Here is a 22,713-nt window from a genome sequence, read left to right as displayed (position 1 = left end):
ACAAATGCAACCCAGGCAAAGCAAAGAAAATTATCACATTCACCCATAATTGGGCCAGGTCAGCTTTTCAATGCCCGACTCACCATCAGTTTTCCGAAGGCAATTTTCCAGTTGTTGCATTATGGTTTTCCCTGATACTGGATGATGGAGGGAAGCAGCTATTTCCGCCAGCGGTTGCAGCACAAATAGACGATGATTCATTTCGGGATGCGGGACAACGAGCAAAGGGAGATTGAGGACCAAATCATCATACAGCAATAAATCAAGATCAAGGGTGCGATCCTGATAGCCAGACTGATCTGTGGACCTCACTCTGCCGAAATCGTGCTCAATACCCTGCAGATGGAGCAATAATACCTCTGGTTCCAGCGATGTCCACCCCACTGCAGCAGCGTTGATAAACTGATTATCGCTTACCATCCCCACCGGTTTGGTACGGTAGGGGCTGGAAAGCCTGCCTGCCCCGATTGAGGGCTTCTCGCTCAGTCGCCTCCACGCACATAAAACAATGTGCAGCGAATCACCAAGGTTTGAGCCAAGGCTCACACAAAATTGATGGGGCCGATCAGGAAAAGGCGACTGCACGATGATTGAATATGGAGCTCAAGAATTTCCTCTGTAGTGATCTGAGATTAAAAATTATCCAGATCCAGTACATCGAACATTGTGTACATCCCGTTCGCCTTACCGTTTATCCAGGCAGCGGCTAAAACTGCCCCTCTGGCGAAATTATCACGATTAGTGGCCCGATGACTAATTTCAATTCTTTCGCCAACGCCCGCAAAATATACAGTGTGCTCGCCCACAATATCGCCGCCACGGATGGTCTGGATACCAATTTCCTGGTCGGTTCGTTCACCGATAATACCGTTACGCTCCATTACCCCGACATCGTCCAGGTCCCTGCCAAGGGCTAAAGCAGCCATTTCGCCGAGTTTCAAAGCCGTTCCTGATGGAGCATCCTTTTTCATACGATGGTGCGCCTCAACAATCTCCACATCATATGCTTCTCCTAAAACGGATGCAGCCTTCTCCACCAACTTGAAAAGAACGTTCACCCCAACAGCCATATTAGGCGAATGGACACAGGGGAAATTTTCCCCAGCTAATCCGGAAAGGGTCGTCAGTTGTTCCTGGTTAAGACCGGTAGTACCGATGACCATAGCCTTTCCATGCGCAGCAGCAATTTCGGCAAACGCCATGGTTGCCTCATGGAAGGTGAAATCAATAATCACATCTCCTGATTCGATTACCGATTCCAAACCTGGAGCAATGATCACTCCGGTAGTACCAAACCCGCCTATAATGCCTACGTCTTCGCCAAGTACGGAGCTATCAGGATGTTCAAAAGCAGCTGCCAGTTCCAGGCCCTCCTGCTGGAGAACCATCTGCGATATTCGCTGTCCCATCCTGCCGCCGGCACCGGCAACAATTACTTTTGTCATAATGTATCTATCCTTGTGCAAGCCTTGAGTGATATTCTATGAGAGAAGTTGACACTCACGCATACACTTGGTCAGTTGTTCTTCTGCTGGTTGATCAATTTCCGTCATCGGCAACCGGACTTCCGGTGACTGAATTTGTCCCATGAGATGCAGGCCTCTTTTCGCCGGCGCAGGGCTGGGATAACAAAACATGGCTCCCATCAAAGAAAACAGCTCGTAGTGCAGGGCATTGGCTGTTTGCAGGTCGCCCCCAAGCGCCGCTTCCATCATGGCTGCAGTCTTTTTGGGCTGGAGATTGGAAACAACGGAAATAACCCCTTTACCACCGATAAGCGCTGTTGGCATGGCTGTGAAATCATCACCTGAAAGGACGGCAAAATCTTTGGGACAACGCTGTATTACCTGGCTAATCTGATTAAGACAGCCGCAAGCCTCCTTTATGCCGATTACATTGGGCAGCTGCGCCAGCCGGGCAACCGTTTCCGGAAGCATATTGGTAACGGTCCTTCCCGGAACGTTATAGAGAATCGTCGGAATATCGACTGCGTCAAGTATTGTTTTGAAATGCTGATAAAGGCCTTCCTGGCTGGGCTTGTTATAGTAGGGCACAACAGACAACACAGCATCAGCGCCGCTTTCCTTTGCCGAGGCGGTCAACTCTATTGCCTCCAGCGTATTGTTTGCTCCTGTTCCGGCAATAACCGGTACCCGTCCATTGACGGCTTTAACCGTCAGCTCGATGACACGTTTATGCTCTGCAAACCCGAGGGTTGCAGATTCTCCTGTCGTGCCGCAGGGAACCAGGCCATGAATGCCGTTTTCAATCTGAAATTCAATAAAATCAATCATCCCCTGCTCATCGATCTCACCATTGAGCATAGGGGTGATCATTGCTGTTATCGCACCTTGTATCCTACCCATTTCCTTCTCCTTATAGCAAACTCTTCACTGTTTGAGCATGCCATACTATCTTAATTCCATCTCTATCGGCCTGATCTTTACTCACTGACAGATCCCGGGATAACTTCGCTCAAGCAACGTTACCGCAAAATATCCTATAATTCTTCCAGGGCTTCCGGAGATAACTCTCCTTTATAAATGACATGGGCCGGCCCTTTGAGCAAAACATTGTCTATGCCCCCTTCCCCCTGCGCATCAAAGCTGATTTTGAGCTGGTTATTACCAGTGGTCATAATCTCTACAGGAGACGCCGTCATATTCAGTAAAGAGGCGACAATGGCACTGGCGGTTGCTCCTGTGCCGCAAGCCAGGGTCTCATCTTCCACTCCTCGCTCATATGTTCTTACCTTCAAACCACCGCCTGCAAGGGAGACAAAGTTCACATTGGTTCCAGCCGGTTGAAAATCGTCGTGATAACGAATTGCACGACCCATAGCCTTCACGTCGACCTTGTCAACGTCGTCAACAAAACAAACCACATGTGGAACCCCGGTATCAAGGAAATGAATTTCAATGGTGCCGTCATCCCCCACAGCCAGTTGAGTGGAAAGCTGCAAAGAATGCGGCTGAGGCATTTTAATGGTCACATTTACGTCTGCAACTCGCGCCTCAACGATACCGGCCAAAGTTTCAAACCGCATATTAGCCGAGGCAATACCGTGCATATAGGCAAATCGGGCCACACATCTTGCACCGTTACCACACATCTCTGCCAGCGATCCGTCGGCATTGAAAAAATGCCATTTAAAATCGGCAACATCTGAGTCTTCTATCAAAAAAAGGCCATCTGCACCCACAGAAAAACGACGCCGGCAAACAAGGCGAGCAAACTTCCCCGCCTCATCCATGGAGAGCAAGGCATTACGATGGTCAATAATGATGAAATCATTCCCGGCCCCACTCATTTTCACAAATGGAATAACTGGTAGCTTCTTCTTCACAATGTACAATGCTCCCTACATAACCGGCTGCTACATGGCCAATAATTAACCTAGCCCGAATTTCTCATGAACATTGTGCCTATTTTCTAATTGCAAACAATTTCAATATGTTGAATGCAATTGTATGGAGTTGTTAATTTTCACAATGTTCACCAAAGGTCAGTCCATGCGGTACCATCTTCTTCAGTATTTTGGCAGTAAAAGGTAAGCGTAGACTCCGATAGCCTACTATGATTCACTACCAAAAACTTTGAACCTGGCACCGCCTGAACTGATGAGAAATCCGGGCTAGCGGCAAATAACTCAGTTCTTGATCATAACCTCAGGCGAACTGGTACTTTCATTCGCCGGTGTCCGTTTATCAATGCTCGATACGGAATAATAGATCCTGGCAGCAGTTGCCGGAGGCTCCCGATCGATAAACATAGTATACGGCAGCAACACTTCGCCTACCAATTGAGGGGCATCATCACCTGGCAGCCTTCTGTAGACACGGTACCCCTTAAGATCGCTTTCCTCTACCGGCGACCAGAATATCTTCAGGCCGGCCCCGGTCTTAATTCCCCGCACATCATTCGGAACGGCTGGTGGAGTTTTATCCAGTGGTGTTGCCGCTACATTGTTACTCACTCCGCCGCCGACAGCCCCTTGTGGATATATACTGATAGTCTGAACCTGGTAAAAATATTTACGGTTGTTGGTCACATCCGTATCCACATACTCGGTTCCATCAAGCAAATCACCAACAGGTTGAAAAGGACCACCGCCAAGGCTTCGCAACACCTGGTATTTCACAGCCTCTTTCAGGGTGGTACCATCCAGGTGGCTCTTTACAGGCTGCCATTGCAGGGCATTGCTCTTATCACCAGCGGTAACGCTCAGCCCTTCGGGAGCAAGCGCAGGAGTGTTCCACAAAAAACGAACCGTGTTGGAATCAGCAGATTCAGCCCACCAACCGGATTTACTACGGACCTTGAAAAAATAAAGGTTGCCCGGTCGTAACAGGGTTGCCTGGTAACTTGCGGTTTTCTTTCCCTCATCAGGCAGGGCTCCACCTGGAAGTGAAATAGGAGATCCGAACGGAACAGGACAGGTCTCACAATAGCTATCCACCGGAACCACAGCACGAAACATGACAAATTCAGAGATATCGTCCAAATCTTCCCCGGTAACTGTTTCAACAGGGTAGCTCCAATAGAGAGTGACCCCTTTTTCACTCAGCTGGTGGCGCAGATCGGTCACCGGCCGTGGTAGAACCTGCTGGGGAGGCACGGGCTTATCCTTAAAACCACAGCCGCCAAGTGCGAAAGCACTGAGAAAAATCGTTGCGACCCCAATCACTGTTGTGGAAATTTTCCTGCTTTTGATCATGGTATTATCCCAAATAGATTTCTGCCTGCTCCAGGGCCTCGGTAACCCTGACCAAGGCTGTGCCACCGGTTGAAACCCGGCTGTTCACTGACCCTTCAACAGACAAGACGTCAAAAACATCAGCCTCCAGATGTTCAGAGAACTGCTTTAATTCGGCAAGGTTCAAATCAATCAGTTCGATATCCCGTTCCTGACAGTGGGCAACCACCTTACCGACAATCCCGTGGGCCTGCCGAAACGGTACATTCTTGCAGACAAGATAATCGGCAAGATCAGTTGCAGTCATAAATCCGCCATAGGTCGCCGCCTGCAATCGTTCGACATTGAACTCAGTATTATCGAGCAATTCAGCAGTGATCGAGAGACTCGCCTTCACTGTATCCAATGCGTCAAACACAGGTTCCTTGTCTTCCTGCAGATCCCTGTTATAGGTGAGCGGCAGCCCCTTGACAGTAACAAGCAGGGAAACCAGAGCACCGGTCACTCGACCGCTCTTTCCGCGAATGAGTTCAGGAATATCCGGGTTCTTCTTTTGTGGCATAATCGAAGAACCGGTACAGTAGCGGTCACCAATGCGTACAAAATCAAATTCTTTGGAAGACCAATAGACCAACTCTTCGGCAAGACGGCTGAGATGCATCTGGATCAGATTAAGGCAAAACAATAATTCCAGGGCAAAATCTCGGTCACCGGAAGTGTCCATGGAGTTAGCGCTCACCTCTGGAAACCCGAGTTCCTGTGCAACAAAATCACGATCAACAGGCAAACCGGTTCCAGCAAGTGCTGCCGAGCCAAGCGGCAACACATTGATCCGTTTGAGACAACTCTGCAACCGCTCTCTATCACGCTTCAGCATTTCAAAGTAGGCCAGCAGGTGGTGGGAAAGCAGTACTGGTTGCGCTCGCTGCATGTGGGTATATCCAGGCATAATCGTACCCAGATACTTTCTACCTTGCCGCACAAAGGCCCTCTGGCCGTTTTCAAGTAATCGATCCAGCTCTGCGACTTCATCCCGAAGATACATACGGAAGTCGAGATTAACCTGATCATTACGACTCCTGGCGGTGTGCAGCTTTGCTCCTGCAGCGCCTATTCGATCAGTCAACGCTTTTTCGATGTTCATGTGCACATCTTCAAGCTCTGGTTTGAACTCAAATCGGCCGCTTGCAATATCGCGCTCAATTTCATCCAAACCCGTGACCATGGAGGTATACTCCTCCTCAGATATCAGGCCCTGCTTGGCAAGCATTTTTGCGTGAGCCTTGGAGCCCATTATATCATGCTTGTAAAGTCGCGCATCATATTGGACAGAGGCACTAAAATCTTCTACTGACGCGGCAGTGGCTTCTGAAAAACGGCCACCCCATAATTTGGCAGATGCATCCTGTTGGCTCATAGTTTCTTACTTCCGGTTCAAGGCCTGGATCTGAAGGCGCAATGAATTAAGGCGGATAAAGCCGGTGGCATCCCCCTGATTATACACCTCGTCTTCTTCAAAGGTGGCATAGGACTCTGAATACAATGAATTATCTGATTTACGACCAACCGGTATACAGTTGCCTTTATATAATTTCAAACGCACAGTGCCGTTCACGGTTGTCTGCGCATCATCCATTGTTTTCTGCAGCAACTCCATTTCCGGCGAGAACCAGAAACCGTTGTAGATAAGGGTCGAGTAACGGGGAACAAGGGAATCCCGGATACTTAAAACTTCTCTATCCATGGTAATGGATTCCAGATCCCGATGCCCTACACGCAGGATGCTACCGCCTGGTGTCTCGTAGACTCCTCGCGATTTCATACCTACAAAACGATTTTCCACCAGGTCAAGACGGCCGATACCGTTTTCTCCGCCCAGGGTATTGAGTCGCTTCATCAGTGCTACCGGGCTCAACCGTTCACCGTCTATGGCTACCGGCGTCCCCTGCTCAAAGTCCATTTCTATATAGGTGGGCTTGTCAGGTGCGTTTTCCGGGGAAACCGACAATTTAAACATGTCTTCGTCCGGCTCGTTCCACGGGTCTTCAAGGATTCCCCCTTCAAAACTAATGTGGAGCAGATTCTCATCGGAACTATAGGGATTCTTTTTGGTTACTGGAATCGGAATATCGTGTTCCTGGGCAAAAGCCACCAGTTTCTTGCGGGAATTCAAATCCCAGGTTCGCCATGGAGCAATGATGTTTATTCCTGGATTAAGCGCAAGGTAACTCAGTTCAAACCTGACCTGGTCATTACCTTTCCCTGTAGCACCATGGCTTACGGCATCTGCACCCTCTTCTTGAGCGATGCGGATCTGTTCTTTGCTGATAAGCGGACGTGCCAGTGAGGTACCCAGCAGGTAAGAACCTTCGTAAATAGCGTTAGCCCTGAATGCAGGAAAAATAAAATCGCGGACAAACTCTTCCTGAAGGTCGGAAATAATGACTTTTTCCGCACCCGTTGCCATACCTTTGCGGCGCACGGCATCCCAATCTTCCTGCTGTCCTATATCTGCAGAATAGGCAATAACCGGGCAACCATACTCTTCACTCAACCACTTTAAAATAACCGATGTATCCAACCCGCCGGAATAGGCAAGCACTATTTTTTCTACGCTCATAGCTTAATATTTACCTTTTACTCGTGCTCTTATCGTATTCACAGACTTCACACAACCTCCTCTCAATCAATAAACTGATCCAGAAGTGCCTTGTGAATATGCATTTTATTTTCAGCTTGATCAAAAGCCACACTCTGCGGCCCCTCAAGTACGTCTTCAGTAATTTCTTCACCACGGTGGGCAGGAAGGCAATGGAGCACCACTGCGTCGTCTTTTGCTTTAGCCAGGAGTTCCCGGTTCAGCTGATAGGGTTGAAAAAGTTCCAACCTCTCTTCCTGTTCGTCTTCCTGACCCATGGATGCCCACACATCCACGTTAACAACGTCGGCATCCTTGATTGCTTCAACCGGGTCGCGCAACAGTGTTATCGATTGCGTTGCTCGTTCTTTTGATCGAGCCAAAACCTTTTCATCAGGATCAAAACCTTGCGGACAGGCAAGGGTCAGTGAAAAGCCAAAAATGGCGGCAGCCTCAATCCATGAATTGGCCATGTTATTGCCGTCACCAATCCAGACAATCTTCAGATTTTCCAGTGCCCCTTTCTTTTCAATGACGGTCATCACATCACTGAGTATCTGGCAAGGGTGATACAGGTCGGTCAGGGCATTAATAACCGGCACATCGCTATACCTGGCCAGCTCTTCCACTATCTCTTGGCCAAAGGTCCTCACAACAATGCCATCAACATATCGTGCCAGAACCCTGGCGGTATCTTTTAAAGGTTCGCCCCTGCCGAGCTGCGAATCTTTACTGGACATGAAGATAACGTTACCGCCCAGCCCGTACATTGCAGCTTCAAAAGAAACCCGGGTTCGAGTTGAAGGTTTGTCAAAAAGCAGGCAGATGGTCCTTCCTGCAAGCTGCTCATGGCGGACGCCTTGCTTACGTTCGCTCTTGAGCTCAATAGCTCTGTCTACAAAAGATTGCAACTGCTGCCGGTCAAACTGCTCCAACGCCAATACATGTTTGCTCATTTTCCGCCCCCTTCGCTCCGGGTCTGCTGCGGCACCGGGGGCTATAAAGATCACGCTGCTCTATAACTCCATCCAGTCGCCAAGTAAAAACCTTAATTGATACAAAAAAACAGCAGTTTTGCAAAGGGATTTTCCAGATACACCACCCTCAAAGCGAGGAGACAGCTATTTTACAACCGATAAAGACAAGTACAACCCCCCCGATTACCTCTACCCGCGTACCCCAAACTCCTCCTATCCGAGACCCCAGAAGCAACCCTATCACCGTAAAAACACAGGCAATGACACCGATGACAAGAGCCGGCACCCAGACGACCACATCAATCATTGCCAAAGTAATACCAACGGCCAGGGCATCGATACTGGTCGCAACCGAAAGAGCGACCATGGTCAGTCCCTTGCTCGGATCGGAGCTGCGCCGTTCTTCCTCTTCTCCGCGCAGGGCCTCATAGATCATTCGACCACCAACGCCGGTGAGCAGTAAAAGAGCAATCCAATGGCTCCACCTGCTCACGAATCCCTGGATCGTCAACCCGGCAAGCCACCCGATAACAGGCATCAGCCCCTGGAACAGGCCAAAATGAAAAGCAAGCCGAAAGCAGGGGCGAAATGTTAAAGGCCGCAGGATCGATCCTGCAGCCAAGGCAACCGCAAAGGCATCCATGGCAAGGGCCACAGCCAAGGCTATAAGTGAAAGCCAGTCCATCGAGCGTACCTACTTTTTCAAATTCAATCGAGCCCGGCCAGAACAACCACTAGCTCATCCATGACCTTGTCGATTTCCTCGTGCGTTACAACCAATGGCGGTACAAAGCGAAGCACCTTGTTGCCTGCAAAATTAATCACGACCCCACGTTCAAACATTCGCTGTACAATACCAGCACCATGCTCTATGCCGTTTTCACTTAAAACGAGTCCCAGCAACAAACCTTGACCTCGAACCCCTGTTGCCAGCTCTGGAAAGCGGCCTGCCACCTCTTCCAGCTTTTTGATGAAATACCGGCTCTTCTCCTGCACTGCCGGCAAAAAATCATCAGACAACATTTCCCGCATCACTGCTACCGCCGCAGCCGCTGCCACCGGATTCCCGCCAAAGGTTGACCCATGCGTTCCAGCTCCAAAGGCTTTTGCAATGTGACCAGTGGTGAGCATTGCCCCTATGGGCAGTCCATTACCCAGCGCTTTGGCCGACGTCATGATATCCGGGACCACTCCTGTCTGCTGATAGGCAAAAAGTGTCCCGGTCCGCCCCATCCCGGTCTGGATCTCATCAAAAATGAGCAACAGATCGTGCGCATCGCACAGGGAGCGCAGTGCTTGCAGGTAATTTTCATCGAGCGGGCGCACCCCGCCTTCTCCCTGAAGCGGTTCGCAAAAAATTGCACAGGTTTTATCCGTGATCAGCTGCTCGACCTTTTGTGGATCGCCAAACTCTGCGTGAACAAATCCAGCAGGAATGGGCTCAAACCCCTCATGGAACTTAGGTTGACCGGTTGCCGCCAGCGTAGCAAGCGTCCTTCCGTGAAAAGATCCGGAAAGGGTGATAATCTCATATCGCCCTTCACCGCTATATAGCCTGGCTAATTTAATGGCCGCTTCATTTGCCTCCGCACCGGAATTGGACATGAATACCCGGTCAGCAAAAGTATTGTCGGTCAACAATTCTGCCAATTCTATCTGAGACTGGGTATGAAACAGGTTTGAAACATGGACCAGCGTCTGCGCCTGTTCTGTAATCGCTTTCGTAACCACTGGATGGCAATGCCCCAGGGAGCAGACGGCTATTCCGGACAAAAAGTCTAGGTACTCGTTTCCATCCGCGTCCCACAGAAGGCAGCCTTTCCCTTTTGTCATCATGGCAGGGAAACGGCTGTAGGTTCCGATAAAAGCCTTGTTGCCCCTTTCTGCCCAACTTGCATTACTCATGACACGATCTCCGTTCCAATCCCCTCACGGGTGAAAATTTCCAGCAATATTGCATGTTCCTGCCTGCCATCGATGATATGCGCTTTCCCTACCCCATTTTCAAGGGACGTTTGGCAACAATTTACCTTGGGAATCATACCGCCGCTGATGACTTCAGCATCAATCAACTCTTTTACATGGTCATGCTGAATGGTAGAGATCAATTTACCCTTGCCATCCTTCACACCTTCAACGTCAGTGAGCAGTACAAGTTTAACAGCATTCAACTCTGCAGCAATGGCACCGGCTACAAGGTCGGCGTTAATATTAAACGCCTGCCCGTCATCACCAACGCCAACCGGAGCAATCACAGGTATAAAATCCTCTTGTTTCAGTGTTGCAAGAATCTTGGGATTAATCTTTGTTACCTCACCAACCCGCCCCAGATCGATCAATTCCGGTGGTCGATCTATTCCATCGGGCTTGGTATGCAAGGTTAGTTTTCGCGCCTGTACAAGGTCTCCATCCCGACCGGACAGCCCGACCGCTTTTCCTCCGCAATGATTGATAAGACCAACGATTTCTTTGTTGACTTTACCGACCAAAACCATCTCCACCACATCCATTGTTTCCCCGTCAGTGACCCGCATCCCCTGAATATAATTAGGAGTCACCTGCATTTTCTCAAGGAACCGGTTAATTTGCGGGCCACCACCATGGACAATAACCGGATTAATCCCAATATATTTCATCAAGATAACATCAAGTGCAAAGTTGCGTTTCAGCTCTTCATCCACCATGGCATGGCCGCCATATTTAATAACGACCGTTTTTCCATAAAACTCACGAATATATGGTAGAGACTCCACCAGCACTTTTGCTTTAACAATTCCTTCCTGCATTCTTTTCCTTTGCCCCAAAGAGAGTTACTTTGTATATGCACTAAATATTGTATTGTGCACTGTACTCACCGTTCCCGAGGGTGTAAATAGTTGTCTTATGTGACGGGATGAAAACGACCCTTTTGTAAACTCTTTACATTTCAAAAATAACCAAGTAAGATGCACACCTTGCAAAAAGTAATCCAAGACACCATAAATTTAACTTTGTGTATATTTTGAGGTTCACCAATGCAGCGCGACACGATGCTATCGAACAAGAAACTGATACTATCAGCTATTTTTGCCATCCTCTTCATGAGCTGTATAACTGCTATTGCCCAAGAAGATTCAGACGCACCAATTCATATAGAAGCTGATCGGATGATTTCCCAGGAAGACGCCAATTCAGTTGTATTTATCGGCAATGTCGATGCCAGGCAAGGAGATGTCACCATTCGTTCCGACGAAATGACGGTTTACTATACCCAGCAAAAAAATTCCTCCGGCAAGAAAAGCTCGAGTCAGGTACATCGGTTGATCTGTAAAAAAAATGTAGAAGTTGTCCAAGACGATTGGCTTGGAACAGGTAATCGTATGGACTATTTTGCCAAAGATCGAAAAGTTATCCTGACCGGCAACGCCAAAGCCTGGCAGGGGCAAAACATGGTCACGGGAAAAACCATTACCTATTATCTCGATGAAAAAAGATCCATTGTTGAACAGGACCAAAGCAAGCCCGGCAGGGTAAAAGCAGTGCTTCACCCTGACTCCGACAAGAAAAAATGACAGCATCCGCCCTTCTTGAAACAAGAAACATTGTCAAGGAATATCGGCAGCGTCGAGTTGTCGACCAAATTAATCTCCAGGTTAAGGATTCCTCAGTAGTCGGCTTACTTGGCCCTAATGGTGCTGGTAAAACAACAACCTTCTACTCTATCGTCGGCTTTGTCAGACCCACCAGCGGATCCATCCACCTTGACGGAGAGAACATTACCTCCTTGCCGATACACAAGCGCGCGAGACGAGGGATCACCTATCTCCCCCAAGAGCCGTCAGTCTTTAAGAAGTTGACGGTCGAGGAAAATGTTCGGATAGTACTGGAGCCACTTGGCCTGCCCAAGAACGAAATCAACAATCTCATCAGCGAACTCTTGGCAGACCTGAAGATCGAACACCTTGCCGAAAACAAGGGGCACGCACTGTCCGGCGGAGAACGGCGCCGGGTTGAGATCATGAGAGCACTTGCAACACGCCCACGCTTCATTCTGCTCGATGAGCCGTTTGCCGGTGTCGACCCTCTCTCAGTAGCTGATTTACAACAAATCATTCGGGATTTAAAAAAGAAAGGATTAGGCGTACTCATCTCCGATCACAATGTGCGAGAGACACTTCAGGTTTGCGATTTTGCCTATATCATGAACAGCGGTAAAATATTAACCAGCGGGGTGGCCACTGATATTATCGAAAGTGTTGTCGCCCGTAAAATGTACTTGGGCGACAATTTCCATATGTAGGGACGTATTTTACATTTCTCAATAAAACTTATTACTCAACCGGGCGTTTCTATCGTCCTATCGGCAAACACATGGTACTGGAACTTCGACAAAGCCTTAAGTTAGCACAAAAGCTGGTAATGACTCCTCAGCTGCGCCAGGCCATCAAACTGTTGCAGCTTGGTCGCCTGGAGCTCACAGAAGCCTTACAGGCTGAAATTGAGCAGAACCCCATGCTCGAAGAGGCTCCCCCACTGGAGCAGAAAGAAAACAACCCGGAATCGCTTTCAGCTGCGGAAGTAGTCGATACCAGTGAGCCCCTTGTCACCAGCCAGGTCAAGGGTGATGGTACCGAGAATGTTCCGGACACCAACTGGGAAGACTATGCCAACAACTTTGATGCAGACTTTTCTTTTGCTCGGGAAACGCCCCCCGCTGACGCTCCTTCCCAGTTTGATTTTATCTCCAGCGCCCCCGGCCTTGAACAATTTCTGCAATGGCAATTGACCCACCTCAAGCTCAACGAGCAGGATACCCACATAACCAATTTTATCTTGGGCAACCTTGATGGTCATGGTTTCCTTGATGCAGATATCAATGACATCGTTGCATATTGCGAATGCACCGAGGAAGAGGCTGAAGGTGCTCTACGCATTGTACAGAGCCTTGACCCGGCCGGAGTGGCTGCTCGCGATATCAGAGAAGCGCTCCTGCTCCAGCTTGATCGCCTTGGCTACTATGACACACTCCCCTACCAGATAGTCGACCAGCACATGAGCCTGCTGGAAACAAAAAACTACATGCTGCTCGCCCGGCAAACCGGGGCCACCATTCGCAAGGTTACAGATGCAGTTGCTATCATCCAGGAACTCACGCCCTATCCCGGCAACGAATACAGCAACGAACAGACCAATTACATCACCCCGGATGTCTATATTTATAAAATCGATGACGAGTTTGTTATCCAGCTTAACGACGATGGCCTGCCACGACTGCAGGTCTCCAAAGAATATATTCACCTGCTCAAACAAAGAAAACAGCTGCCGGCAGAGTCTCGAGGGTATCTGCGGGAAAACAAGCGTAACGCTGAATGGTTCATACGCTCCATCGAGCAGCGTCAGCGCACCATCTACAAAGTGATGGAAAGTCTGCTTAAATTCCAACGGGATTTTTTCGAACATGGGGCAAGTGCAATGAAGCCCCTGATTCTCAGGGACGTAGCCGAGGACATAGGCATGCACGAATCCACTGTCAGTCGAGTGACATCCAATAAATATGCACACACTCCCCAGGGAATTTATGAACTGAAATATTTTTTCAGCACTGCCGTTGCTACTACCAATGGCGATACGGTTGCTGCTGAAGCTATAAAGAACAGGATCAGGCAACTGGTTGCACAGGAAGACCCGGCCAAGCCACTCAGTGACAACAAAATCTCACAGATGCTTGCTGAAGAAAATATAAAGGTTGCACGCCGGACAGTTGCCAAATATCGTGACCAAATGAAAATCCTGCCGGTTAAACACCGTAGAAAAGCAAGAAAATAAACCCACAATCATGCTCCAGTTCAAACAACAGTGCATTCTTCTCGACATGCAGGCTACGAACAAGGAATCTGCGCTCAAAGAACTTGCACAGATGGCTGTAGACAATTACCACAACCTGGACAGCGCACGACTCTACTCTATCCTGCTTGAGCGGGAGCAGATTGGCTCCACCGGTGTCGGCAACGGGGTGGCCATTCCCCATGGCAAAGTTGCAGGCCTCAAGGACATTATATTTTGTTTTGGCCGCAGCATGCAGGGCGTCAATTTTGAGGCCATTGACAATCGACCGGTCTATCTGTTTGCACTCCTTCTCTCGCCGGCCGAAATCGCCTCTGAATACCTGCAGGCACTTGCTCATATCAGCAACGTGCTCAAACAGCATACGAATCGACTCAAGCTTCTGCAAGTTCACTCCCCCCAAGAAATCGTTTCCCTTTTTACCCCCCCTTCAAAAAAGCCGTAACTCTCTTCTTTTCCGGTCTCCACAGCCGACACCTTTTGTGGGCGCGGGGCCATCGCCTGGATTATCCACTACCGGACAATCTATTCTCATCCTGCAGCCAAAAAAAAAGCCCTGCAGGAAAAAAAATCCGGCAGGGCAAAAAGAACGTATTTTTTTTACAGACTGTATTTTATGAGGTCCTGATCATCTCCGCTATCTGGAATGCCATTTCAAGCGATTGCTCAGCATTTAAACGCGGATCGCAGGTTGTCAGGTAGCGCTGACTGAGCTGCGCATCAGAGAGTTTTCGTGCCCCACCAATACACTCAGTGACATCGTCACCGGTTAATTCAAAGTGAACCCCGCCCGGCACAGTGCCTTCTGACCAGTGCAGTTCGAAAAAGCAGCGCAATTCGCAGAGGATATTTTCAAAATCCCTGGTCTTATGCCCGCTTTCAGAATTAAAGGTGTTGGCATGCATAGGATCACAGCTCCAGAGGACCTCTTTGCCGGCCGACTTAATGGCTCGCAGCAAGGGGGGCAAGTGCTTTTCAATCTGTCGAGCCCCAAACCGTGTAATAAGCGTCATCCGTCCCGGTTCGTTCTCCGGGTTAAGCCGGTCTAGGATCCTTAGTATTTCGTCTATATTATGATTAGGGCCGACTTTCATTCCCAGCGGATTGTTGACACCGCGCAAAAACTCTATGTGGGCACCTTCAAGCTGCCTGGTTCTATCTCCTATCCAAAGCATATGCCCGGAACAGTCATACCAGCCGCCGTCTACAGAGTCTTCTCGAGTCAATGCCTCTTCGTAGCCCAGAAACAGCGCTTCATGAGAGGTAAAAAACTGTGCCTGCTTCATCTGTGGAATATCAGTTGCAATGCCTATGGTTTCCATGAATTTAAGCGCATGACTGATTTGCTTGGCCAGTCGCTCGTACGAACGCCCCATGGGAGACCTTTTGACAAACTCCTGGTTCCAGGCTTGCACGCGGTGCAGCGAACTGAAACCACCTCGGGTAAATGCCCGCAGCAGATTCAAGGTTGCAGCAGACATGTTGTACCCTTTCATCAACCTTTCAGGATCTGGAATCCTGGCTTCCAGGTTAGGCTCCGCTGAGTTAGCCATGTCGCCTCGATAACTGGGCATTTCAACCCCATCGACATTTTCAGTGTCGCTTGATCGAGGTTTAGCATACTGCCCGGCAATGCGCCCAACTTTGACAACCGGTTTATCCCCGGCATACGTAAGGATGACAGCCATTTGCAGTAATACTTTCAAGGTTTCCCTGATATTGGGCGCGGTGCAGCGGGAAAATTCCTCTGAGCAGTCGCCGCCTTGCAGCAAAAAGGCCTCACCGGCACCGGCTTTTCCCAACAGGGTCTTCAGGTCACGAATTTCACCAGCAAAAACAAGGGGCGGCAAGGTGGCAAGAGCGCTGACAACGGCCTCATATTTTTCCTTATCCGGCCAGTTAGGTTGTTGTAACGCTTCGTATTGCTGCCAACTTGACTTACTCCATTGCTTTAAATCACTCATTGTCTCTATTCCGTAGTTTTACACTTAAGTCCCACACAACAAATTTCCTCATCAAAAACATTAAGAATCCGTAGTGCCCTTTCCCGCTGTTCAACATCTAAATAGGGTTCAAAGCTGCAGTCTTCCTTCATCTTTTCTGCCTGTTCACGACTGGGGATACAGCCCATGCCTGTCGCAAGCACTTTACCGGTTCCGGTATCAAGGAGTTCGGCATCTCTGCCGTTAGTGACCACAGCCAGTGGTATAGCATACTCGGGGTCAAGAATCCGTGCTGCGGCAATCGCCGCTTTTTCCCTGGTCACCAATGAGCCTGCACCATACCGCAAAATAAACAATCGCTTCCCGTTGACGCTGGCGGTCAGCTCAATCTGTGTTTCCACCCGCTTGCCATTAAACTCCGATACAATCTGCAATCGTGGTTCCAGCTCCTGACGAGAAAATCCTAAATCCTCTACCAGCAGGCGCATTAAATCCTGACGAATACGCTCGTCATCAGTATCTTGCAACTCCTCGCCGGTCAGGTAATCCTGAAGAACTCCATACACTAAATGGTGGCCTGATGTATCAATCATAATATGTACCGGAAATCATCTGATATGCCCTGAAAATCGTGACGGTTTCAATCCCGTTGTTGATTGCCATCTCCCACATGCTCTGTTACACTCTTTTCATTACTGAAACATCTAGTGAGTTACAGACGGATAAGTACAAGTCAATCGTATCTTAGAGTTTTTGTCAATCATCAATTTGGCCACACTGACTGCAATAGCATGTATCAACGTTCTTTTTTACTCATTCTCTTTGTGGCTTTCCTGCCCGGATGTACGGATTTTCATACCCCACTCACCGAGCCGGCGGCACACCTGGTTCCGCCAACCTATCGATTCTACACAGAGAAACAAGATCACCTTGTACCCTGGTGGACACAATTTGACAACAAGGAACTTGACGAGCTTATAGAAGAAGGATTACAGCATAATTTTTCCTTACAGCAAACATGGGCAAGGCTTGCCCAGGCACGTGCAGTGGCTCGCAAAGCTGGAGCAGACAGTTTTCCTCACCTCAATGCCCTTGCCGGCGGTGCCCACAATCGTACCGGCCAAGAGGACGGTACCGAAACCAACACAGATGACTTTTCCTTAGGCCTCAGCGTAGGCTATGAAGTTGACCTATGGGGGAGAGTAAAATCAGCAAAAAACCAGGCACAGCTTGATGCTCAAGCTAAAAACGAGGATGTGTATGCAGCCGCGATGAGCCTGAGTGCTGAAATTGCCATAGCATGGCTGGACCTTATCAGTGCCCGCCAACAGGGGGCACAGCTGCACAAGCAGCTTAATCTCAACAAACGCCTCTTGGAGCTGATTGAACTTCGTTTTGCCACATCCAAGGCGAGTGCGCTGGATGTCTACCAGCAGAACCAAACCATCACCGGTATTGAAGGGGCACTCATAACCATTGAAAGGACAAAACAAACAGCACTCCATAGGCTGGCCATCCTGATTGGCCGTCCGCCCACAGCTCCGCTTAATACGGCGCAACAACTCTTCCCATCGATCCCTGCCATCCCCCCAGGTGGTCTTCCTGCGGATCTGCTCGCCCAGCGGCCGGATATTCGCTCCAAGGGACTGCAACTACAGGGAGCAACCTGGGCCATCGCTGCCGCAAAAGCGGACCGACTGCCTCAGCTCAGCCTGACCGGTGCATTAACATACAACTCCAGCATTATAGAATCTCTTCTGGACGCCTGGCTTTTCCGCCTGGCAGCAAGTTTTGCGACACCGCTTGTGGATGGCGGTGCCAGGTCGGCAGAGGTCCAACGAACCCTGGCAGTAGCTGAAGAAAGACTTGCCGCCTATCGCGAGAGCGTAGTTTTGGCCCTCAAAGAGGTAGAAGACGCATTGGTTTTTGAGCAGCAATACCGAAAAAGCATCGCCAATATCGACCAACAAATCGAGCTCGCACAGATGGCTTATCGGGAAGCGACATGGCGATACCTCAACGGTCTCAGCGATTACCTTCCTGTGATCAGAGAACAAATCAATCTTATTACCGCTGAACAGGACCGAATAACCACAGAAAGAGATCTTGTTCAGACAAGGGTGACCCTGCACAAGGCGCTGGGTGGCACCTGGACAGATCAGCTGGTGCCAAACGAGACAATGCCCCTCTCGACAGCTCAGCAGTAACCAGCGGCTTTATTTATTACAATACAAATAGTTAACAACAAAAAGAAGGTTCATGAGTAAAGAGCAGAAGCCCATTCAAAATCCAGTTCACCCGGACACCCCCACGCCCAAACGTACAAGAGGACAACGCCTCTTGGCTCTTGGCCTGGTTGTCCTTATATGCGCCGGCGGCCTGGTAATGGCTCAACAAATTATCAAAAGTAAACCTAAAGCAGAGCGTAAGCCTCCTGCCAAAATGCAGACTGTAGTCAAGGCAATACCTGTTCAGCAAGCGACCTTTCCCCGCCGGATAGAGACATTGGGTACAGTCCTGAGCGCCAACACGCTGGCTCTCAAGCCTGCTATCGCAGGAACGGTTGAAGATGTACACCCGAATCTCGTCCCCGGAGGAATTCTGCAAAAAGGCGACACTGTTCTGCAATTGGACTCGCGTGATTATAAATTAACCTATCAGCGACGCCGCAATGATCTTGAAAAAGCTGTCATGGATTTACGTCTGGAACAAGGTAACCAGTCCGTTGCCCGCAGAGAATATGAACTGATTTCGGAATTTTCAGGAGTAAATTTAAAAGATGCGCCAATCGACCTCGCCCTTCGCAAACCGCAGTTGGCGCAAGCAAAGGCAGCAAAAGCTGCTGCCGAGACAGATGTAGCCATGGCCAAGCTCAACCTCGATCGCACCCAATTGCTTTGTCCTTTTAACGCTATCGTGCTTGATACCAATGCCGAAGTCGGGGCACAGGTCAGCAGCCAAACCACCATCGCCACTCTGGCTGGCACAGATGTTTTCTGGGTTCGGGCAACCCTGGCTCAACAGGAACTGGCAAACATACTGCTCCCAGAGGATGAAAAATATGGTTCGCCTGTAAAAATCACTGCCATTAGCGACCAAGAGGCTGCTGCTTATTGGCAGGGAAAAATTATTCGCCTGCTTGGTGATGTAGACCCCAAAGGACTTATGGCCAGGGTGCTGATAGAAGTTGCCCAACCCACTGATCGATCAACCGGCAAAATCCCCCTCCTCCTGGGTTCTGTTGTGCGAACAACCATTACCGGCACTCCACTTAAAAATTGTTTTCAAATACCGCGAAGCGCTGTACGCCCTGACCAGAGCGTCTTCATCGCAACCAAGGAAAATACCCTTGAAATTCGACCGGTCTCCGTCATCTGGCAAAACCAGGAGCAAGCCTACATTGATCACGGCCTGCATGACGGAGATCTGGTTATTACCTCCACGGTGGCTGCCCCGATCCAAGGTATGCACATTTCGGTTAGTATTCCCAACACTCCTACTCCTCCCAAAGCTTCCCTGTGAAAGACACACTTTACTCCACCCATGCAGGCCCCATTCACTGGATGGCGACCAACCCTGTTGCAGCAAACATACTCATGCTGTTTTTTCTCATTGGCGGCATCTACTGGGGCACTCAGATTAAGCAGGAAGTCTTTCCTGAATTTGAACGTGATGAAGTTCACATAAGTGTTGCCTACCCCGGTGCAAGCCCTGAAGAAGTGGTAGACGGCATTATCCTGCCCGTTGAAGAGGCGATTTCTTCTCTGGAGGGCATTGAACAGGTTCAGAGCACTGCGGTCGAGGGGAGGGGAACGGTTACGGCTGAAGCATTGGCTGACACAGACCTACAGCAGTTGGCTGTTGATATCAAAAACGAAGTTGACCGGATCAACTCTTTTCCCGATGATGCAGAAGAACCAAAGGTAACTATTCCCTCGCGCCGCCGTTCGGTTATCACCCTGATTCTCTTTGGTGCGCTTTCCGATGCCGTACTCAAGGAATCTGCGGAAATGGTCAGGGATCAACTCCTGCTTGATCCACTCATTTCCCAGCTGGAACTGCAGGGAAACCGTCCGCTGGAAATAGCAGTGAATGTGAGCCAGGAAACACTCCGTGCCTATGGGTTAACCATGCAGAGCCTGGCCGAAAAAATCAAAAACGGCTCGATTGACCTTCCCGGAGGCACCATAAAAACAACGAGTGGCGATGTACAGTTACGGATGAAGGAACGTCGCAATGTTGGCCGTGAATTCGCCTCCATTCCGGTTCTGATGACCGATGAAGGCTCACAGCTCCGACTGGGTGATATTGCCGACATCAAAGACGGGTTTGAAGAAACAGACCAGGCGATGCACTACAATGGTTTGCCCGCCATTGGTATAGAGGTCTTTCGAGTAGGGGACCAGGGCCCCATAGAGATAGCCGACGCAGTCAAAAAACGGGTAAAAACATTGCGCGGTACGTTGCCGGACGGGCTCAGCGTTGATACGGTCAATGACCGCTCCCTTATCTATCAACAACGACTGGATCTGTTGCTCAAAAACGGCTACCTCGGCCTGGCGTTGGTGTTCCTCCTGCTCGGCCTCTTCCTTGAGCCCCGGTTAGCTTTCTGGGTCACCATGGGCATCCCGGTTTCCTTTCTCGGCTCACTGCTCTTTCTTCCTTTTTTTGATGTTTCGGTGAATATGGTTTCGTTGTTCGCCTTTATCGTTTCTCTTGGGATTGTGGTGGACGACACCATTATCATAGGGGAAAATGTCTACCGTCTTCGCCAGCTGGGATATAATACGCTTGAGGCAGCTCTTATAGGTGCCCGGGAAATGGCAGCACCTGTAACATTTGCCGTCCTGACAAATATTGTGACCTTTATGCCGCTTTATTTTATTCCCGGTGTAATGGGCAAAATTTTTCGTGCCATTCCGGTGGTCGTGGGGATGGTTTTTTTCATCTCTCTTATTGAAGCTTTATTTGTTTTGCCGGCCCACCTGGGTCATCAGCGCCCTCTTCAAGGACGCATTGGAGTATTGCTGGAGAGGATGCAGGCACGCATTAGCAATGGGATAACCAAAATCATAAAAAAAAGCTTCACCCCTCTCATTATTATAGCACTACGCTATCGCTACATCAGCACCGCCATAGCCATGATCATACTGCTTTTGACCGGTGCTTATATCAAAAGTGGGCATATGGGCATGACCATGTTTCCCAAGGTAGAATCCGACAGGGCCTATGTCTCGTTTGAATTGCCCGTCGGGGCATCCGCTAAAAAAGTGGAGGCCACACTTACCACTCTTCTTCATTCTGCAAAAAAAATAGCTGACGACTACGGGGGAAGTGAGCTGGTACAGGGCACCCAATCGATGATCAATGACAACACAGGATGGATACGAATCTACCTTACCCCCCCTGACATCCGCCCCCTTTCCACCCATGAATTCACCAATCTTTGGCGAAAAGATGTGGGAACATTGCCGGGCATAGAATCGATACGGTTTCGATCAAACTCCGGTGGCCCTGGTTCCGGCGCCGGCCTCACCCTTGAACTCCAACACCGAAATCCTGAGATATTGCATGGAGCCAGCCGCGAAATTGTCACCTTTTTGCAAACGTTTCCCATAGTCAGTGAAATCGAAGATGGGTTTGAACTGGGAAAGCAACAGTATGATTTCCAACTCAATGCCCTGGGATATCGACTGGGATTGAGCCCAAATTCGGTTGCTCGCCAGATACGAGCCTCCTTTTACGGTCACGAAATCAACCGTCAGCTCCGAGGACGGGATGAAATAAAAATAATGCTCCGCTACCCACTCCATGAACGGGAAACACTGCTGACCCTGGAAAGGATGATGCTCCGCACACCTGATGGAGGCGAAGTACCTCTACCAAGTGTCGTTCGCATAACACCAGGCCGGGCCTTTACTTCTATCCAGCACCGGGATGGGCGTAGAACGATACAAGTGACAGCTGATATTACTCCAGCTAAAAAAAGCGACCAGGTCATTGACGCACTCAAAACCGAATTACTGCCTGAGCTGTCCACCCGCTATGGAGGGCTTAACTTTTCCTTTGAAGGGAAACAGGCAGATAGAAAAAAATCCATGGCAGCTTTGGCCCAGGGGATGCTGGTAGCGCTGTTACTTGTCTATGTTCTGCTTACCATCATTTTCAAAAGTTACAGCCAACCGGCTATTATCATGGCAGCAATCCCTTTTGGTATAGTTGGAGCGGTCATGGGGCACTTGCTGATGGGATTCTCTCTTAGCCTGGTTTCATTTTTCGGCATCGTCGCTTTGTCCGGCGTAGTGGTCAATGACTCACTGGTTCTGATTGACCTTACAAATCGTAATCGCAAGCAAGGGCACACAGCTTATGCAGCAGTCATTAATGCCGCTGTATCGAGATTCAGACCCATTCTTCTCACTACGCTCACTACCTTTTTCGGTCTCCTGCCAATGATATTTGAGACCTCCCGGCAAGCGCGTTTTCTTATCCCCATGGCCATTTCACTAGGGTTTGGTATTCTTTTCGCCACTGCCATTACCCTGGTCTTAATCCCGTCCCTGTACCTGATCCTTGAGGACATCCGGAACCTTTTGGGCCTCGGTGCTTCGCGCGCTACCCTACCCCATAATTGAT

At 49.4% G+C, this 22,713-nt stretch carries 20 protein-coding genes; 7 read left to right on the top strand and 13 right to left on the bottom strand.

Features of this window, described 5'->3' with window-relative positions; all coding sequences use genetic code 11:
• Positions 1 to 39: 39 nt before the first annotated feature.
• The 11 genes from folK to argB all read right to left on the bottom strand — a co-directional run bounded on the left by folK (position 40) and on the right by argB (position 11,097).
• Entirely contained in the window at positions 40 to 546 is a 507-nt protein-coding gene (folK, locus tag JWH17_RS18360) for a 2-amino-4-hydroxy-6-hydroxymethyldihydropteridine diphosphokinase (protein WP_205224118.1), read from the bottom strand.
• Positions 547 to 632: 86 nt separating this feature from the next.
• Complete coding sequence (dapB, locus tag JWH17_RS18355; RefSeq protein ID WP_205224117.1) at positions 633 to 1,445, bottom strand: 4-hydroxy-tetrahydrodipicolinate reductase; 813 nt, start codon at positions 1,443 to 1,445, stop codon at positions 633 to 635.
• A 36-nt stretch (positions 1,446 to 1,481) separates the two neighbouring features.
• Positions 1,482 to 2,366 (bottom strand): 4-hydroxy-tetrahydrodipicolinate synthase, encoded by an 885-nt coding sequence (dapA, locus tag JWH17_RS18350; protein ID WP_205224116.1) that lies wholly within the window; start codon positions 2,364 to 2,366, stop codon positions 1,482 to 1,484.
• Between the two features lie 134 nt (positions 2,367 to 2,500).
• Positions 2,501 to 3,346: a diaminopimelate epimerase gene (gene dapF / locus JWH17_RS18345; RefSeq protein WP_332468446.1), complete on the bottom strand. Its 846-nt coding sequence runs from the start codon at positions 3,344 to 3,346 to the stop codon at positions 2,501 to 2,503.
• Between the two features lie 303 nt (positions 3,347 to 3,649).
• Positions 3,650 to 4,717 (bottom strand): fibronectin type III domain-containing protein, encoded by a 1,068-nt coding sequence (locus tag JWH17_RS18340; protein WP_205224115.1) that lies wholly within the window; start codon positions 4,715 to 4,717, stop codon positions 3,650 to 3,652.
• A 4-nt stretch (positions 4,718 to 4,721) separates the two neighbouring features.
• The gene (gene argH, locus JWH17_RS18335) at positions 4,722 to 6,113 is read right to left on the bottom strand and encodes an argininosuccinate lyase (RefSeq protein ID WP_205224114.1); all 1,392 of its coding nucleotides are present in this window, start codon (positions 6,111 to 6,113) and stop codon (positions 4,722 to 4,724) included.
• Between the two features lie 6 nt (positions 6,114 to 6,119).
• Positions 6,120 to 7,316, bottom strand: a complete 1,197-nt coding sequence (locus JWH17_RS18330) for an argininosuccinate synthase (RefSeq protein ID WP_205224113.1) — start codon at positions 7,314 to 7,316, stop codon at positions 6,120 to 6,122.
• A 62-nt stretch (positions 7,317 to 7,378) separates the two neighbouring features.
• Entirely contained in the window at positions 7,379 to 8,290 is a 912-nt protein-coding gene (gene argF, locus JWH17_RS18325; RefSeq protein WP_205224112.1) for an ornithine carbamoyltransferase, read from the bottom strand.
• A gap of 148 nt (positions 8,291 to 8,438) precedes the next feature.
• The gene (locus JWH17_RS18320; protein WP_205224111.1) at positions 8,439 to 8,996 is read right to left on the bottom strand and encodes a manganese efflux pump MntP; all 558 of its coding nucleotides are present in this window, start codon (positions 8,994 to 8,996) and stop codon (positions 8,439 to 8,441) included.
• A gap of 23 nt (positions 8,997 to 9,019) precedes the next feature.
• Positions 9,020 to 10,216: an acetylornithine transaminase gene (locus tag JWH17_RS18315; RefSeq protein ID WP_205224110.1), complete on the bottom strand. Its 1,197-nt coding sequence runs from the start codon at positions 10,214 to 10,216 to the stop codon at positions 9,020 to 9,022.
• Complete coding sequence (gene argB / locus JWH17_RS18310; RefSeq protein WP_205224109.1) at positions 10,213 to 11,097, bottom strand: acetylglutamate kinase; 885 nt, start codon at positions 11,095 to 11,097, stop codon at positions 10,213 to 10,215. The genes JWH17_RS18315 and argB overlap by 4 nt, the downstream gene beginning before the upstream one ends.
• Before the next feature lie 228 nt (positions 11,098 to 11,325).
• Between argB and lptA the strand changes: the two genes are divergently transcribed.
• The 4 genes from lptA (at position 11,326) to JWH17_RS18290 (ending at position 14,579) form a co-directional block, all read left to right on the top strand.
• Complete coding sequence (gene lptA / locus JWH17_RS18305) at positions 11,326 to 11,862, top strand: lipopolysaccharide transport periplasmic protein LptA (protein ID WP_232371175.1); 537 nt, start codon at positions 11,326 to 11,328, stop codon at positions 11,860 to 11,862.
• Positions 11,859 to 12,590, top strand: a complete 732-nt coding sequence (gene lptB / locus JWH17_RS18300) for an LPS export ABC transporter ATP-binding protein (protein ID WP_205224108.1) — start codon at positions 11,859 to 11,861, stop codon at positions 12,588 to 12,590. Before lptA ends, lptB begins: the two co-directional genes overlap by 4 nt.
• 71 nt (positions 12,591 to 12,661) lie before the next feature.
• Positions 12,662 to 14,116 carry an RNA polymerase factor sigma-54 gene (gene rpoN / locus JWH17_RS18295; protein WP_205224107.1) on the top strand — a complete coding sequence of 485 codons (1,455 nt, stop codon included), beginning with the start codon at positions 12,662 to 12,664 and terminating at the stop codon, positions 14,114 to 14,116.
• 10 nt (positions 14,117 to 14,126) lie between these two features.
• Complete coding sequence (locus tag JWH17_RS18290) at positions 14,127 to 14,579, top strand: PTS sugar transporter subunit IIA (protein WP_205224106.1); 453 nt, start codon at positions 14,127 to 14,129, stop codon at positions 14,577 to 14,579.
• A gap of 169 nt (positions 14,580 to 14,748) precedes the next feature.
• Here the strand turns inward: JWH17_RS18290 and JWH17_RS18285 are convergent, their stop codons facing one another.
• Both JWH17_RS18285 and JWH17_RS18280 read right to left on the bottom strand, forming a co-directional pair.
• The gene (locus tag JWH17_RS18285) at positions 14,749 to 16,098 is read right to left on the bottom strand and encodes a class II 3-deoxy-7-phosphoheptulonate synthase (protein ID WP_205224105.1); all 1,350 of its coding nucleotides are present in this window, start codon (positions 16,096 to 16,098) and stop codon (positions 14,749 to 14,751) included.
• A gap of 5 nt (positions 16,099 to 16,103) precedes the next feature.
• On the bottom strand, positions 16,104 to 16,670 hold the full coding sequence (locus tag JWH17_RS18280) for a type I restriction enzyme HsdR N-terminal domain-containing protein (protein ID WP_205224104.1): 567 nt from the start codon (positions 16,668 to 16,670) through the stop codon (positions 16,104 to 16,106).
• A gap of 198 nt (positions 16,671 to 16,868) precedes the next feature.
• On the opposite strand from JWH17_RS18280, the gene JWH17_RS18275 reads away from it, so the two are divergent.
• Genes JWH17_RS18275 through JWH17_RS18265 form a run of 3 tightly spaced genes read left to right on the top strand, consistent with a single transcriptional unit; the run spans position 16,869 to position 22,712 of the window.
• Positions 16,869 to 18,284 (top strand): efflux transporter outer membrane subunit, encoded by a 1,416-nt coding sequence (locus JWH17_RS18275; protein WP_205224103.1) that lies wholly within the window; start codon positions 16,869 to 16,871, stop codon positions 18,282 to 18,284.
• A 52-nt stretch (positions 18,285 to 18,336) separates the two neighbouring features.
• Positions 18,337 to 19,599: an efflux RND transporter periplasmic adaptor subunit gene (locus JWH17_RS18270; protein ID WP_205224102.1), complete on the top strand. Its 1,263-nt coding sequence runs from the start codon at positions 18,337 to 18,339 to the stop codon at positions 19,597 to 19,599.
• Positions 19,596 to 22,712 (top strand): efflux RND transporter permease subunit, encoded by a 3,117-nt coding sequence (locus JWH17_RS18265; protein ID WP_332468445.1) that lies wholly within the window; start codon positions 19,596 to 19,598, stop codon positions 22,710 to 22,712. Before JWH17_RS18270 ends, JWH17_RS18265 begins: the two co-directional genes overlap by 4 nt.
• Position 22,713 lies beyond the last annotated feature (1 nt).

The organism is Desulfogranum marinum, assembly GCF_016918565.1.
Taxonomy (GTDB): Bacteria; Desulfobacterota; Desulfobulbia; order Desulfobulbales; family Desulfobulbaceae; genus Desulfogranum; species Desulfogranum marinum.
This window is presented reverse-complemented; position numbering and strand designations above follow the sequence as displayed.

Excerpts from the sequence above, each read along its gene's own strand:
- dapA (WP_205224116.1), bottom strand. The coding sequence starts at position 2,366 with ATGGGTAGGATACAAGGTGCGATAACAGCAATGATCACCCCTATGCTC.
- argH (WP_205224114.1), bottom strand. The coding sequence starts at position 6,113 with ATGAGCCAACAGGATGCATCTGCCAAATTATGGGGTGGCCGTTTTTCA.
- rpoN (WP_205224107.1), top strand. The coding sequence starts at position 12,662 with ATGGTACTGGAACTTCGACAAAGCCTTAAGTTAGCACAAAAGCTGGTA.
- JWH17_RS18330 (WP_205224113.1), bottom strand. The coding sequence starts at position 7,316 with ATGAGCGTAGAAAAAATAGTGCTTGCCTATTCCGGCGGGTTGGATACA.
- JWH17_RS18275 (WP_205224103.1), top strand. The coding sequence starts at position 16,869 with ATGTATCAACGTTCTTTTTTACTCATTCTCTTTGTGGCTTTCCTGCCC.
- lptB (WP_205224108.1), top strand. The coding sequence starts at position 11,859 with ATGACAGCATCCGCCCTTCTTGAAACAAGAAACATTGTCAAGGAATAT.
- JWH17_RS18315 (WP_205224110.1), bottom strand. The coding sequence starts at position 10,216 with ATGAGTAATGCAAGTTGGGCAGAAAGGGGCAACAAGGCTTTTATCGGA.
- JWH17_RS18280 (WP_205224104.1), bottom strand. The coding sequence starts at position 16,670 with ATGATTGATACATCAGGCCACCATTTAGTGTATGGAGTTCTTCAGGAT.
- JWH17_RS18270 (WP_205224102.1), top strand. The coding sequence starts at position 18,337 with ATGAGTAAAGAGCAGAAGCCCATTCAAAATCCAGTTCACCCGGACACC.
- argB (WP_205224109.1), bottom strand. The coding sequence starts at position 11,097 with ATGCAGGAAGGAATTGTTAAAGCAAAAGTGCTGGTGGAGTCTCTACCA.
- JWH17_RS18285 (WP_205224105.1), bottom strand. The coding sequence starts at position 16,098 with ATGAGTGATTTAAAGCAATGGAGTAAGTCAAGTTGGCAGCAATACGAA.
- lptA (WP_232371175.1), top strand. The coding sequence starts at position 11,326 with ATGCAGCGCGACACGATGCTATCGAACAAGAAACTGATACTATCAGCT.
- JWH17_RS18320 (WP_205224111.1), bottom strand. The coding sequence starts at position 8,996 with ATGGACTGGCTTTCACTTATAGCCTTGGCTGTGGCCCTTGCCATGGAT.
- JWH17_RS18340 (WP_205224115.1), bottom strand. The coding sequence starts at position 4,717 with ATGATCAAAAGCAGGAAAATTTCCACAACAGTGATTGGGGTCGCAACG.
- dapB (WP_205224117.1), bottom strand. The coding sequence starts at position 1,445 with ATGACAAAAGTAATTGTTGCCGGTGCCGGCGGCAGGATGGGACAGCGA.
- argF (WP_205224112.1), bottom strand. The coding sequence starts at position 8,290 with ATGAGCAAACATGTATTGGCGTTGGAGCAGTTTGACCGGCAGCAGTTG.
- JWH17_RS18290 (WP_205224106.1), top strand. The coding sequence starts at position 14,127 with ATGCTCCAGTTCAAACAACAGTGCATTCTTCTCGACATGCAGGCTACG.